The sequence below is a fragment of the Corallococcus sp. AB038B genome (assembly GCF_003668955.1).
In the GTDB taxonomy this organism is placed as follows: domain Bacteria; phylum Myxococcota; class Myxococcia; order Myxococcales; family Myxococcaceae; genus Corallococcus; species Corallococcus exiguus.
The window spans coordinates 226,671-240,154 of record NZ_RAWO01000007.1; the positions used below are offsets into that span (position 1 = coordinate 226,671).

Consider the following 13,484-nt stretch of genomic DNA (forward strand, 5'->3'; position numbering starts at 1 on the left):
GCGCACTGCATCAGCGTCCGGGAGTGCAAGTCCCGCAAACCTGTCCGACTGTCCGACAGGTTCGACAACGAAGGCCCCCGCGCAGGCCACGGGCCGCGGGGGCAGGGCGTCACTCCGCCACGTGCCAGCCGCCCCAGGCCTCTTCGTCCAGGTGGCCCCAGCGTCGCTCATCCGTGGAGTCCAGCGGAACCGAACGGCCGTTTTCACCCGTCGCGGACAGCTCCAGGTCGTCCAAACCCTCGTCCAGGTACGTGCTCTCGTCGTGGCTCATGTCCGGCTCCTCGGCGCTCCATTCACGGGGTGTACGGCCTTTGACGGCTCGCTTCCCCTTGGACGCCCTGCGTCGGTCACCGGGCCCGCCCCATGCGGGTCCCTTTACAAGCGCTGCTTGACCGATTTACGAGCATGTTGGGAGTCCGCCCCGATTTTGTAAAGCCCTCGGGACACCAAAGTTCGTTGAGGGTCCGGAGAACCACGCCCGGCCGCCTGCCCTCCAGCACGCCAGGCGTGAGGGTTTCGCGCACGGCAGGTCTGGGGCGGAGGGTGGGTGGGCACCACCCTGGACGACGGTCTGGAAGCAGTGGAAGGAACGCTGCGGGACACGGCCCCCGCAGAGCGCTTGATTCGCGAATCACCCCTGCTAGGGTTGACAATCACTCCAGAATTGCCGCGTCGCAGCAACCGGCGTTGCCACCGTGCGGCCCCAGAGGGTCCCGAGGTTCCATGAACCCCATCATCACCGGCCTGCTGCTGGCAGGCGCAGTCTCAATCTTCATCATCACGATGTCCGGCCGCGTGGGCGTGCTGCTCGCGATGAAGAAGGAGAACCGGCTGGACCACATCCCCTACCGCGTGGCGCAGTTGGTGCGCTTCGGGTTGGGCCAGAAGCGCATGGTGGATCCGGAGGAATTCACCCCGGGCCTGTTCCACATCTTCATCTACGCGGCGTTCATGGTGCTGGCGCTGCGCACCATCATGATGTTCGTGATGGGCTTTTCGTCCACCGCGCTGGACGTGCTCACCGACCTCTCCCACCCGGCGTGGGACGTGGCGCCGCCGCTGCTGCTCCTCTACAAGCTCTACCTGCTGGTGAAGGACGTCGTGGCGGCGCTGGCGCTCGCGGGCGTGGCGTACTTCGTGTGGACGCGCTGGAAGGTGAAGCCGGACCGCATGTCCCAGTCCTGGGAGGCCTACCTCATCCTGGGCTTCATCGCGGGCCTGATGATCACCGAGTTCATGTTCGGTGGCAGCCACATGGTGGCCGCGCACGCAGCCGCGCAGCAGGTGGCGGTGGGCGCCACGCAGGTGCCGACGGCGCCGTCCGCGATGGTGTGGTGGGAGCCCGTCACCAGCCTGACGGGCCTGGCGATGATGCCCCTGGGCGTGAAGGCGTCGCACGTGCTGGGCGTGGCGGGCTTCTTCATCCACCTGACCATCATCCTGGCGTTCCTGAACTTCCTGCCGCTGGGCAAGCACTTCCACATCATCACGGGCCTGCCCAATGTCTTCTTCCAGCGCACGCACTCCACCGGCAAGCTGCCCACGCCCAACCTGGAGAAGGAGGAGTTCGGCGCCGCGACGGTGAAGGACCTCACCTGGAAGAACGGCCTGGACCTCTACTCCTGTACGGAGTGCGGCCGGTGCCAGACGCACTGTCCCACGTACATCACGGGCAAGCCGCTCACGCACAAGGCCGTGAACCAGGACCTGAAGCACTGGCTCTGGGACAACGAGCGCTGGGTGGAGGAGGGCTACGGCCCCAACGGCGTGAAGGAGCCCCTGCCTGAGATTGTCGGCAGCGCGCTGAAGGCGGAGACGGTGTGGGCGTGCACGAGCTGCGGCTGGTGCGAGCAGGCCTGCCCGGTGTTCATCGAGAACGTCCCGCGCCTCATCGACATGCGCCGCTACCAGGTGCAGGTGAAGGCGGAGTTCCCGGCGGAAATCCAGCGCGTGTTCGAGGGCATGGAGCGCCAGGGCAACCCCTGGGGCATCGGACAGGACCAGCGCGACGAGTGGGCGGCGGACCTGGCGCTGCCCACCTGGGGTGACGGCGGCGAGTACGAGTACCTGTTCTTCGTGGGCTGCGCGGGCAGCTACGACGACAAGCAGAAGAAGGTGAGCCGCGCGCTGGTGAAGATCATGCGCGAGGCGGGCGTGTCCTTCGCGACGCTGTCCAAGCAGGAGATGTGCAACGGCGACTCCGCGCGCCGCATGGGCAACGAGTACCTGTACCAGACGCTGGCCAAGACGAACGTCGAGTCCTGGAACGCGATGGGCGTGAAGGCGGTCATCACGCAGTGCCCGCACTGCTTCAACACCATCAAGAACGAGTACCCGGAGTTCGGCGGCGAGTACCGCGTCATCAACCACACGCAGCTCATCAACGAGTTGCTCAAGGACAAGCGCATCAAGCTGTCCTCGGTGATGAACGCCGGAACGAAGCTGACCTACCACGACCCCTGCTACCTGGGCCGGCACAACGGCGTGTACGACGCGCCCCGTGAAGTGCTCAAGAGCATCCCGGGCCTGGAAGTGGTGGAGATGCAGCGCAGCCAGCGCGAGGGCTTCTGCTGCGGCGCCGGTGGCGGCCGGATGTGGATGGAAGAGCACATCGGCACGCGCATCAACCACAACCGCATCAACGAGGCGGCCCTCACGCTCAAGCACGCGGAGGACCCCAACACGCCCTACCCCGACGCCGCGGACAAGAAGAAGCCGGGCATGGTGGGCGACTACAAGGAGCCGGGCGGCAAGGGCATCGTCGCGGTGGCCTGCCCGTTCTGCTCCACCATGCTCAACGACGCGAAGAACGACACCGGTCGTGAGCAGATTCAAATCAAGGACATCACCGAGCTGGTCGCGGACTCCATGGAGACCACCAACAAGGGCGGCACCGTGAGCCCCAGCCCCGTGGTGAGCGCCAAGCCGGAGTAACGCAGGTCCGGCTCCAGATGTGACGAGGGCCCGGTGGCTCCCCAGGGTGGGAGCGGCCGGGCCCTTCGCCTTTCCGGGCTGGAAGACTACTTGCGGCCCTTGAAGGGACCCTTGGGCGCGTTGCCCTCCGAGCGCAGCACGCGCTCCAGGCGCTTGGTGGCGCCGTCGTCGCCCAGCTTGCCCGCGACGTAGGCGCCCGCGGAGGCGAGCTTGCGGCGGAAGTCGTCGGGCGCGACCTCGGACGCTCGCGAGGGACGCGCGGGAATCTCGTCGATGCCCTGGTTCTTGAGCAGCGTGCGCGCCATGTCCTTCTCGTCGGAGGTGGCGTGCGGGGACAGGAGCGCGCAGACCCGGAAGTGGCCGTAGGCGGCGGCGGCGACGAACGGTGTCTCGCCCACGGAGTCCGGCAGCGTGGGGTCCGCGCCGGCCTCCAGGAGCGCCTGCACCAGGTCGTCCTGGCCCGAGCGCGCGGCCATCATCAGCGGCGTACGGCCCTCGTCGTCGAAGGGGTTGGGGTCCGCGCCCGCGTCGAGCTGGGCGCTCAGGGCGGCGCGGTCACCCGCGGCGACGGCATCGAACAGGGACACGGTGCGTACCTCCGGACAGGACGCGCGGGAGCATGGCGTTTCGGCGAACGCGACGCCAGGGAGGGGCCCACGCGCTGGCTCTACGGAGGGGCGTGGAGGGCATTGCCGTTTCGCGTCGCCGGGTGCCCGCTTAAAAGGCGGGCAGGAGGCACGGCGTGGCTCTCTTCGCGGCGCGGGTCCTGGGTGCGACGTTCGTGGTGCTGGGCGCGGCCATGCTGGTGTTGACCTGGGGGTCGTACCGGCGGGACATGGGCGTCCTTCGCGAGGGGCTGTACGCGGAAGGCACGGTGGTGAAGAAGGAGTTCCTCGCCGCCTCGGATGACAGCGACTACATCCTCGTCTACGCCTTCACGCCCCAGGGCGGTGAGCGCCAGGAGCACCGGCGGAACATCTCCTCGAAGCTGTGGAAGCGGCTGCGCCCCGGGGACCGCATCCAGGTGCAATATGGCCAGAGCGACCCGCGCCGCAGCTTCCCGGAGGGCCATGGGGTGACGTCGCTGGGACTCGCCCTCTTCCTCAGCTTCGTGGAAGTGTGCCTCTTCCTCATCGGGCTGGTGGCGCTCCTGGGGAAGGCGGTGCCCGACGCGCCCCCGGATGGACGAACAGGAGTCGAAACCCCATGAGCCTGGCGAAGGTCGTTTTCGACTGGGTGTGCTTCGGGGTCCTCCCGCTGGCGGGGGTGGTGTGGACGTGGCGTCCGTACGTGCTCACCCAGAAGCTGCGCGCGCGAGGGGTGCTCGCGCGGGGAAAGGTGGTCCGCGCCCGGTACGAGTCCGACGAGGGCACCGCCTACTGGCGGGTGGAGTACGTCTTCCATCCCCCAGGCGCCCCGGAAGTTCGCGGCGACTACCAGCACGACAAGAAGAAGTCCCGCCCCAACCCCCAGGTGGGGGACACGCTGGCGCTGCACTACCTGCCGGAAGACCCCCGGAAGCATCAGCTCGTGGGCCAGGAGGCCAGCCTGGTGTTGGCGGTCATGTTGACGTGCTTCTTCATGCTCTTCCTCATCGCGCCTGTGATTGGGCTGGTGCCCCCGCTCCGGTGGGGCCCGTAGCCGGGTTGCCTCCGCGTCCCTCCCCCCGTCATCCTGAGCGCCGCAATGAATGACACGCTCCTCCTGCTCCTCATCGCGGTCTTCGTGGGCGTGCCCGTGCTGTTGTGGCGGCTGCTCTTGAAGTACCGGGGCCTCACCGTGCGGCTGCGGCAGGAGGGCGTGCGCGTGCGCGCCGAGGTCCAGAGCGTCACGAGGTACGCCCGCAGCCAGCAGCGCCACGTCTTCTACGCCTTCGCCCTGCCGGACGGCTTACGGATGTTCGGCAACTTCCGAGGAGCGCCCGGTGCCGGGGACTGGGAGCCGGGCTCCACCGTGGAGGTCGTCTATCTGGCGGACCTGCCGCACCACAACATGAGGGTAGGCTCCGGCGTCGAGCGGAAGGACGTCATCCGGGGGACGGTCCTCCTCGTGCTGGTGCTGACCGTGGGCGTCCTCGGCGTCCTGAACGCCCACTGGCGTACCGAGGACATCCGCCGGCAGGAAGTGCAGCAGCACCAGCCGTAGCCCGGGAGAGACGCCATGCCCATGAACGCGGTCCTGATCGTGGTGTTCATCATCGGGGCGCCCCTGGTGATGATGGTGCGGTTGCTGATCCAGCATCAGCTCACCCTGGAGCTGAGGGAGCAGGGGCTGCACGCCCGGGGCGAGGTGGTCCGCTCCCGCCGGAGCTGGCTGAACGCGAGGCACCGAATCGTGGAGTATGTCTTCCCCCTGCCGGACGGCGGGGAGATCCACGGCGAGTACAAGGAGCACCGGAGCGGGTTCGGGTCTCAGCGCGCCTCCGAGGGCGACTCCCTGGAGGTCCTCTACCATCCGGACAACCCCCACCGGCACCAGCGCGTGGGCACGGAGGTCGGACTGTTCGCCGTCCTGACCGGGGTGTTCGGCCTGGTGGTCTTCATGTCCCTGGCCATCATCGTGATGATGAACGCACCGTCGAAGAAGGCCCCCGCGCCGCGCGGGTCCACGCCCTCGGGCAGGCTGCGGACCTACGACGAGCCGCCTCCGCGCTCGAAGCGGGTCACCGGGCCGCGGAACCGGACGAACGATTACTAGGAGGCACCGGATGAACGTGGCGCAGTTCATCTTCGTCGCGGTGTTCTTCTTCATCGCCCTTCCGCTCGCGGCAATCTGGACCGCGTGGCGTCCCTACCTGCTCGCCCAGAAGCTGCGTGAGCGGGGGCTGCGCACGCAGGGAACGAGGGGCCGCGTCGAGCACACAGTCCGGAGGTGCGCGGCAGCTACCAGCACCCCGAGGAGGGGGCTCGCTCCATTCCCCAGGAAGGGGGCCCCCTCGAAGTCCTCTACCTGCCGGACAACCCCCGCTGGAACCAGGTCGATGGCATGAGACGGCCATGTCGACGCGCGTGCTCATCACGGCCATCTTCCTGTCCGTGCTCGGCATGGTCGTCTTCAGCCTGGTGCAGAAGCTGAACTAGTTGGGCCCGTAGAAGGGCTCGCCCGCGGCGGGCACCGCGAGCGTCACGGAGCTGGCCACGGAGGACACCGGGGCGCGGTAGATGCTCGGGTCACCGCCGGAGTCGTTGAAGAGGAAGCCCAGCTCCGTGCTGCTCGTCCAGCTGGGGAAGCTCTCCTCCACGGTGCTCGCCGTGTAGTCCGTCAGCCGCCGCACGGAGCCGCTGATGCCGTTGGCCGTCGCGTTGCCCACGAAGATGCGCGTGCTGCCGTTGGACAGCCGCCCGTCCAGCGCCACCTGCCGCCCGTCCGGGGACACCACCGCGCGGTTCGCGATGGCCAGCACCTCGTTGCCCAGCGCCACGAAGTTGGCACTGCCACCGGCGGCCGGCACGAACGCGAGCTGGTTGTAGAAGGAGGCACTGCTGCCCGCGGGCGCCACCACCGTGTTGCCGCTGGGGAAGAAGGACGGCGACCCGAAGGCGATGCCCGCGTTGGGCGTCAGCTCCACGAAGCCGCTGCCATCCACCGCGATGCGCGCCAGCGAGCTCAGCGCCCCCGACGTCCGCTCGAACGCGAAGACGATGAAGCGACCGTCCGGGCTGAACGTGGGCCCGCGGAAGCCGGTGCAGCTGCCGCATGCCGCGTCGTTGGTGCTCAGCAGCGTGGCCACCGGCCCGCCCGTGGTGGGCACCGTCTGGAGCGAGTACGTGTTTCCAGAGCGCTGCACGAACACGATGCTGTTGCCGTTCTTGGAGATGGAGGGCGTGTACGCGCCGCCGGCCGTCGTCAGCCGCTGCGGACTGTTGGGGTCGCCGTCGTCGTCCACCACGTAGATGTTCCGGTCGCCGCGCACGAAGGCGAAGCCCCGGTCGAAGAGGACGTCACCCGTGGTGCCGCCACCGCCCTCGTCCAGGGGCTGGCACGCCCCCAACAACCCCACCGCCACCACACCACCGAGCCATCGCCGCATGCCCATCATCGCTGTCTCTCCCGCCGTGCCGGCCCTGTCACACGCGCGCTTCGCGCCCGAACACTACAGGGCGCGCCGGACAAGACGTCAACGCACGCGGAGGCATTCACGCGCCCCCGTGTCCGGGAGCGCGCACGCGCCTTCAGCGGTTGAGGCGGTTCAGTTCGTTGCGGCAGACGTTGCAGGGGCCCAGCGACTTGCGGTCGATGTCCTGTGGGGACTGCGGGAGGAACATCACGCAGCGTGAGTCCTCGCAGTACGACAGGCCGATGAGGTGCCCGGCCTGGTGCACCGCCTCCACCTGCACGCGGCGGCGAAGCGTGTCGCCCTCCGCGCCCTGGCGCAGCCGGTACAGGCTCATCACCGCGACCTTGGACTCCCGGTCCGCTTGCCCGAAGACGAAGGGCGAGTCCGGTTCGAAGAGGTCCGCGTCCGTCACGCCCATCACCAGCTCCTGCGGCGACTCATCCAGCACCGCACCCAACCGGCGCATGATGGCGTTGCAGTGGTACTGGCTGCGGTCCTTGTTGAAGGCGTAGGCCGGGGAGGACAGCGCCATCCGGCTCACGACCGAGCTGACGCCCACATGGGTCGCCAGCGGTTCCTGCAAGGCGTTCACGATCGCGGACGGTGGACTGCCCACGGTGACCAGCAGGAGCGTCTTCTGCGGCATCAGCCCACCGCCTTCTACCTCCGGACGGACGACGTTGACCGCGTCCCCCCGGAGCGGAGTGGCTGGGGCGCAAGGATTCGAACCTTGATAATCAGAGTCAAAGTCTGACGTCCTGCCATTAGACGACGCCCCAGCAGGTTCGCACGCGTACTCGTGGGCCGATACTACGGCACTTTGACGGGCGCGGGAACCCACTCTGACGCTGGTCCCCTCAGTCCATGGCGTGCGGGGGGTGGATCACTCCCCCGGACGCCACTTGGGAGGCTGCCGGGGGGACGGGCTGTCATCCACCCGACAGCTGAGGCCCCTCTTCAGCCCTTCAGCACGGCCAGGGGCGTGAGCCGGACGCGGGGCGTCACGAGCTCCGCCTCGTCCTCCAGCACCTCGGTGAGGTCCCGGTAGGCGGCGGGGGCCTCCTCCACCAGGGCGTGGATCCGGCCCGGGTCGAACACCACGCGGCGCAGGGCGTGGACCAGGGCGTCCGGGCGGATGCGGGCGCGGGCCTCCTTGCGGGTGAGCACGCGGCCCGCGCCGTGCGAGCAGGAGCGGAAGGCGCGGGGCTCCCCCTGCCCTTCGACGACGTAGGAGGCCGTGCCCATGGAGCCGGGGATGAGCCCCCGGGCTCCGGCATCCAGCCCCACCGCGCCCTTGCGGTGGACCCAGAGCGCGCGGCCGAAGTGCGTCTCGGAGGCGACGTGGTTGTGGTGCACGTCCACGGTGCTGTCCGGGTCCGGGGCCACGCCCAGCACGTCCGCCAGCACCGCCAGGGCCCGGGCGGCGAGCTGGTCCCGGTTCGCTCGGGCGAAGCGGCACGCCAGGTCCAGGTCATTCACGCAGGCCCGGCCCGCTTCGGTACGGGTGTCGAGCGCGGGTGGCGTGCCCTGTCCCAGCACCTGGGCCACGCGCTGGTGGTGTTCCCCCACCGCGCCCCCCACGCCCCGCGAGCCGGAGTGGATGAGCAGCCAGAGGTCCCCTGCCCCGTCGCGGTCCAGCTCCAGGAAGTGGTTGCCCCCACCGAGCGTGCCCAGGTGGCGCGGCGCCAGTCGCTCCCAGGCATGCGCGAGCTTCTGGGTGGACAGCGGTGGAGCTTCGAGCCCCGGCGGCAGGGGCAGGCCTCGTCCCCGGTGCACCGCATCTCCCACCGGGATGACCCGGGCGAGCTGGGACAGGAGCCGCTCCAGGTCCGCGCGCGAGAGTGACGCGGCGGGGAAGGCGAAGCGGTGCGCGCTCACGCCGCAGCCCAGGTCGTTGCCCAGCGCGCCGGGGACGACGTGGGCTTCCGTGGCGAAGACGGTGCCCACCGCCACGCCCGACGCGAGGTGCACGTCCGGCATCACCGCCACGTGCTCCGTGACGTAGGGCTGCGCGGCGAGTTGCTGGAGCTGCTTCAAGGCCGCCAGGGGTACCGTGCGCGCCCAGGCGAGGAGGGGCACCGCGCCCGGTGGGACTTCGAGGATGCGGGGCATCATGCGTCACCTCCTTCCTCGGGCTCCGTGCGTGGGGCGGTGCCCACGAGGACGAAGCGCAGGTGCGGGGTGCGCTTGAGGTTCAAGCGCTGCGCGAGCCGCGAGCGCAGGAAGCCCTCCGCTCGGGCGAGGGCCTCCTTCACGGTGGCGGGATTCACGTCGTGCGGCAACGAGTAGCCGATGCGCACGGTGCGGCCTTCGGGGGACAGCTCGCACGACGTCAGCGCGACGCCTTCGAGCATGGGGTCGGACAGCTCACCGCGGAAGAGCAGCGAGACATCCTCGGAGAGGGTGGACTGGACGCGCAGGTGACGCGCGGATGGAGCTTCGGAATGGAACAGCGAGGAGCCCGAGCGCCGGAGGGACGTGCGGGTACGGCGATGCTTGGAAGAGGACATGAACGAAGACGGATTCCTGCGGGCCGTGCCGGAGCACGGCCGGGGTGTGCACGCGAACGACACCGCGCGGACACGCCGTCTGGACCTCACGTCGGAGGCGTCCTCCACGGCCGCGACAGCGCGCACCAGGGCGCTGCCTTCGGACGGGCGCTGGACGCCGCCGGTGACGCTAGAAGCGCGACCCCGCGGAGCGGACCGAGACCACCTTGGCGACACGTCCCATGGCACACCTCCCGCCGCGCATCCGACGCGCGGACCATCCACCGGACGCGGGGAACACACGCATCCGTCCGCCCCCTGACGCGGGGGCCTTCCAGGTCCTGACGAAAGGCGGTGCTGTCCTCTGGTGACCAGCCGCTCCATCCACCATCCGACGCGCGGCGCCAGTCGGATTGGCGGGACGGCCGTCCCAGGGCAAGCAGGGGGCGGGAGGGGTCATGGCCGAGACTTTCGACGTGGTGGTGATTGGAGCGGGTCCCGCGGGCGAGAACGCGGGTGCGCGCGCGGCGGCGGGGGGATTGAAGGTCGCGCTGGTGGAGCACGAGCTCCTGGGCGGCGAGTGCTCCTACTGGGCCTGCATGCCCAGCAAGGCGCTCTTGCATCCCAGCGAGACGCTGTGGCTCGCGAAGCACACGCCCGGCGTGCGCGAGCTCATCCAGGGCCCGCTCCAGGCGGACGCCGTGCTCAAGCACCGCGACCAGATGGTGTCCGGCTACGACGACAGGTCCCAGGTGAAGTGGGCGGAGGGCGCGAAGCTCACCGTGATGCGAGGCAAGGGCCGGCTCAACGGCCCGCGCAAGGTGGCCGTCACGGGCAAGGACGGCAAGGTGCGCGAGCTGGAGGCGAAGCAGGCCGTCGTCATCGCCACGGGCAGCAAGCCGCGCCTGCCGGACATCGCGGGCCTCAAGGACTCCAGGCCGTGGGACAACCGCGAGGGCACCGGCGCCAAGGCGGTGCCGGGCCGGCTGGTGGTGCTGGGCGGCGGCGTGGAGGCGGTGGAACTGGCGCAGGCGTGGCGCGAGCTGGGCTCGGAGGTGACGCTGGTGCAGCGCGGGCCCCGCGTGCTCAAGCGCTTCGAACCCTTCGTCAGCGAGCAGGTGGCCGAGGCGCTGCGCGACTCCGGCGTGCGCGTGTTGCTGGAGACGCAGGCCACCAAGGTGCAGCGCTCCGGAGCCCAGGGCGAATACACCATCACGCTGACCGGCGGAGACACGCTGCGCGCGGACGCGCTGCTCGTGGCCATGGGCCGCACCGCTCGCACGGACGACCTGGGTCTGGACACGGTGGGACTCAAGCCCGGCGCGACCATCGAGGTGGATGATCAGCTCCGCGCCACGGGTGTGGACGGAGGCTGGCTGTACGCGTGCGGCGACGCGAACGGCCGCAACATGCTCACGCACATGGGCAAGTACCAGGCGCGGCTGTTGGGCGACGTCCTGCTGGGCAAGCCCGCGAAGGCGTGGGCGGACGCGAAGGCCACGCCGCAGGTCATCTTCACGCACCCGCAGGTGGGCAGCGTGGGCCTCACCGAGGACCAGGCGCGCAAGGCGGGCGTGCCGGTGAAGACCGTGCAGTACGGGCTGGGCGACGTGGCCGGTGCGGCCGTCATGGGCAAGGACCTGAAGGGCACGGCCAAGCTGGTGGTGGACGAAAAGCGCCGGGTCATCGTGGGCGCCACGTTCACCGGGCCGGGCGTGGGCGAGATGATCCACGCGGCCACCATCGCCGTCGTGGGCGAGGTGCCGCTGGACACGCTCTGGCACGCGGTGCCGTCGTACCCCACCGTGAGTGAGGTGTGGCTGCGGCTGCTGGAAGCCTACGGCCTGTGATTGCGGCGGGGCGCCCCCGCGTGGAATGGTGCGCGCCCCTCCGTGTCCCGGTCCGTGAATGAGCACCGCTGAGCCCGCCCGCCAACGCGCGTCCCTGAAGGTGGAGTGGGCGCTGTTACTGGTGCTCGCCGTGGCGGCCGTGGCGGTGGGGCAGCATCCCCGGCGAGGCGCGGACTTCCGCGTCTACCTCACCGCCGCCGAGCGCTTCCGCGAGGGCACGGACCTCTACCGCGCCGAGGACGGCACCATGCCGTTCAAGTACGCGCCCGTCACCGCGCCCCTGTTCCTGCCCTTCACCGCCGTGCCGCCGCGCGCGGCCGTGGCGCTGTGGAACCTGGGCTCCGTGCTCGCGCTCGCCGCCGTGTCCGTGCTCACGCGTCGCGCGTTGCCCAAGGACGGAGAGGCGACGCCGTGGCCGTGGGCTCCGGTGCTCGCCACCGCCGCGCTGCTGCCCGCGTTCTCCTTCGAAATCTTCTACGGCCAGGTGGACGTCGTGCTGCTGTGGCTGCTGGTGCTCGCGGCCGTGGGTGCCGAGCGGGGCCGCACGTGGGGCCCCGGCGCGGCCTTCGCCGTGGCGTGCCTGCTCAAGCCTCCGGCCGCGCTGCTGGGGTTGTTCTTCCTGGCGCGCCGTCACTGGCGCGTGGTGGGGACCACCGCCCTCTTCGGCGTCCTGCTGGTGCTGCCCACGCTGGGCCGCTACGGCTGGACTGGCACGCTGTCACAGCTGCGTGACTGGACGGAGATCCTGGCGCGCACCACGCCGCCGTGGGCGCTGGGCCACAACCCGCAGGGCCTGCCCACGCTGTTGCTCTCGCTGGTGCTGCCTCCGGAATCGCTGCCTCCCGCTGGCGCGATGACCGCGGCGCAGGTCGTGGCGATGGGGCTGTTCATCGGTGCGCTCGTGTGGGCGCGGCCCGGTCCGGTGGAGCTGCTCGCGTTCTGCTGCCTGGGCGTAACGCTTTTGTCACCGTTGGCGTGGCGCGCGAACTACCTGCTCGCGTGGCCGGTGATCCGCGCGGCGCTGGAGGGCCGCTCGCGCCTGGGGCAGGTGTGCGTGGCCGGAGTGGCTCTCATCGGCATGGTCGTTTCGGACGCGGTGTTGGGCGCGGAGTGGGCCCGGCGCGTGTTGCTCTTCCGGCCGTTCGCGGTGGCGTACTCCGCGCTGCTGCTCGCGCTGTTGTGGCAGACGCGGCGTCATGGAACGCCCACGGCGGTGATTTCCGACAAGACCGTGACTCACCTGCCGCGCGGATTTTTGAACGCTCGCGGTTCGTGACCCAATCGAAACAAGGCCGGGGGCAAAGTGTCACGGAGCCTGAACCTTCGTGACACACGGTGTCGCTATATGCGTCCCCGTCATGTTCGAAACGTTCGACAGCGCTTCCAGCGCCCCCGCCGCCCGGCGGTTCGCGCTCTCCACGACCGCGTCGGTCGCCGTCTTCGGACTCATCGCCGTGGCGGCGATGACCGCGGCCAACACGGTGAAGGAAGTCATCAAGGAGAAGAAGGTGGACGTCGTCTTCCGTCCCCCTCCACCTCCGCCGCCTCCCGTCGTGGAGGTGAAGCCGCCGCCCCCGCCTCCGCCCGTCGCGAAGCCTCCTCCTCGCGCCGCGCCGCCTGTCGCCAAGGCTGCTCCTCCGCCCGCGGCGATGCCCACCGTCGCTCCCGCGCCACTGAAGGCCCCGGACGCGGTGCCGCTCGACAAGCCGCCCGAGGCTGAGAAGGAAGTCGTCGCCGCGGCGCCCATGGCCGTCGGTGGCACGGGCACGCTCGTCCCTGGCGGTGTGGTGGGTGGCACCGGCAGCGGCGAGGGCATGGCCATCGGTGGTGGCCGCGCGCAGCCCATCAACCTCCCGGAGGCGGGGACGCCGCCAGAGCCGCTGGCCTCCAACCTCATCCCCGAGTACCCCGCCGACGCCCGCTCCAAGGGGCTGGAGGGGATGGTCATCCTCAAGGGCGTCGTCGAGGTCGACGGCCGCGTCACCGGCCTCAAGGTGATGCGCGGCGATGAGCCCTTCGCCAGCGCCGCGCTGGCCGCCGCGCGCACGTGGCGCTTCAAGCCCGCCGTCGTGTCCGGTCAGCCGACCGCCGTCTTCCGCATCTTCAAGGTCCCGTTCCGCCTCAAGTCCTGACGCCTTCCTCCCCCTTCGGAAA

14 protein-coding genes and 1 tRNA gene are annotated in these 13,484 nt (G+C 70.0%); 8 read left to right on the forward strand and 7 right to left on the reverse strand.

The features are described 5' to 3' along the window. Positions 1–109 precede the first annotated feature (109 nt). Positions 110–271: a hypothetical protein gene (locus tag D7Y04_RS44570; RefSeq protein WP_158620735.1), complete on the reverse strand. Its 162-nt coding sequence runs from the start codon at positions 269–271 to the stop codon at positions 110–112. 452 nt (positions 272–723) lie between these two features. On the opposite strand from D7Y04_RS44570, the gene D7Y04_RS26365 reads away from it, so the two are divergent. Next, positions 724–2,934, forward strand: coding sequence for a (Fe-S)-binding protein (locus D7Y04_RS26365; RefSeq protein WP_120599505.1), 2,211 nt, complete (start codon positions 724–726; stop codon positions 2,932–2,934). 86 nt (positions 2,935–3,020) lie between these two features. On the opposite strand, the gene D7Y04_RS26370 is transcribed toward D7Y04_RS26365, so the two are convergent. Continuing rightward, positions 3,021–3,521 (reverse strand): ankyrin repeat domain-containing protein, encoded by a 501-nt coding sequence (locus D7Y04_RS26370; RefSeq protein WP_120599506.1) that lies wholly within the window; start codon positions 3,519–3,521, stop codon positions 3,021–3,023. A 155-nt stretch (positions 3,522–3,676) separates the two neighbouring features. Here D7Y04_RS26370 and D7Y04_RS26375 point away from each other — a divergent pair, with 155 nt between their 5' ends. From D7Y04_RS26375 to D7Y04_RS26390, 4 genes are read left to right on the forward strand one after another with little or no spacing between them, the layout of a single operon-like run. After that, complete coding sequence (locus tag D7Y04_RS26375; protein ID WP_120599507.1) at positions 3,677–4,144, forward strand: DUF3592 domain-containing protein; 468 nt, start codon at positions 3,677–3,679, stop codon at positions 4,142–4,144. Further along, on the forward strand, positions 4,141–4,575 hold the full coding sequence (locus D7Y04_RS26380) for a DUF3592 domain-containing protein (protein WP_121761059.1): 435 nt from the start codon (positions 4,141–4,143) through the stop codon (positions 4,573–4,575). The genes D7Y04_RS26375 and D7Y04_RS26380 overlap by 4 nt, the downstream gene beginning before the upstream one ends. 45 nt (positions 4,576–4,620) lie before the next feature. Then, complete coding sequence (locus D7Y04_RS26385; protein ID WP_120599509.1) at positions 4,621–5,079, forward strand: hypothetical protein; 459 nt, start codon at positions 4,621–4,623, stop codon at positions 5,077–5,079. 21 nt (positions 5,080–5,100) lie between these two features. Beyond that, positions 5,101–5,631, forward strand: a complete 531-nt coding sequence (locus D7Y04_RS26390) for a DUF3592 domain-containing protein (protein WP_158620823.1) — start codon at positions 5,101–5,103, stop codon at positions 5,629–5,631. A gap of 379 nt (positions 5,632–6,010) precedes the next feature. Here the strand turns inward: D7Y04_RS26390 and D7Y04_RS26400 are convergent, their stop codons facing one another. The 5 genes from D7Y04_RS26400 to D7Y04_RS26420 form a co-directional block, all read right to left on the reverse strand. Beyond that, positions 6,011–6,964: a hypothetical protein gene (locus D7Y04_RS26400; RefSeq protein WP_306465604.1), complete on the reverse strand. Its 954-nt coding sequence runs from the start codon at positions 6,962–6,964 to the stop codon at positions 6,011–6,013. Positions 6,965–7,106: 142 nt separating this feature from the next. Next, the gene (locus D7Y04_RS26405; protein WP_121761061.1) at positions 7,107–7,637 is read right to left on the reverse strand and encodes a non-proteolytic archaemetzincin-like protein; all 531 of its coding nucleotides are present in this window, start codon (positions 7,635–7,637) and stop codon (positions 7,107–7,109) included. 59 nt (positions 7,638–7,696) lie between these two features. After that, positions 7,697–7,770 (reverse strand) — tRNA-Gln (locus tag D7Y04_RS26410). A gap of 178 nt (positions 7,771–7,948) precedes the next feature. Further along, positions 7,949–9,106, reverse strand: a complete 1,158-nt coding sequence (locus D7Y04_RS26415) for an RtcB family protein (protein WP_121761062.1) — start codon at positions 9,104–9,106, stop codon at positions 7,949–7,951. Beyond that, positions 9,103–9,501: a ribosome-binding factor A gene (locus D7Y04_RS26420; RefSeq protein ID WP_172818535.1), complete on the reverse strand. Its 399-nt coding sequence runs from the start codon at positions 9,499–9,501 to the stop codon at positions 9,103–9,105. Before D7Y04_RS26420 ends, D7Y04_RS26415 begins: the two co-directional genes overlap by 4 nt. A 437-nt stretch (positions 9,502–9,938) precedes the next feature. On the opposite strand from D7Y04_RS26420, the gene D7Y04_RS26425 reads away from it, so the two are divergent. From D7Y04_RS26425 to D7Y04_RS26435, 3 genes are all read left to right on the forward strand, one after another. Further along, positions 9,939–11,330, forward strand: a complete 1,392-nt coding sequence (locus D7Y04_RS26425; protein WP_121761063.1) for an NAD(P)/FAD-dependent oxidoreductase — start codon at positions 9,939–9,941, stop codon at positions 11,328–11,330. 58 nt (positions 11,331–11,388) lie between these two features. Further along, entirely contained in the window at positions 11,389–12,606 is a 1,218-nt protein-coding gene (locus D7Y04_RS26430; protein WP_233601585.1) for a glycosyltransferase family 87 protein, read from the forward strand. 82 nt (positions 12,607–12,688) lie between these two features. After that, a complete protein-coding gene (locus D7Y04_RS26435; protein WP_121761064.1) occupies positions 12,689–13,462 on the forward strand; it encodes an energy transducer TonB in 774 nt (257 codons plus the stop codon). The last annotated feature ends 22 nt before the right edge of the window (positions 13,463–13,484 follow it).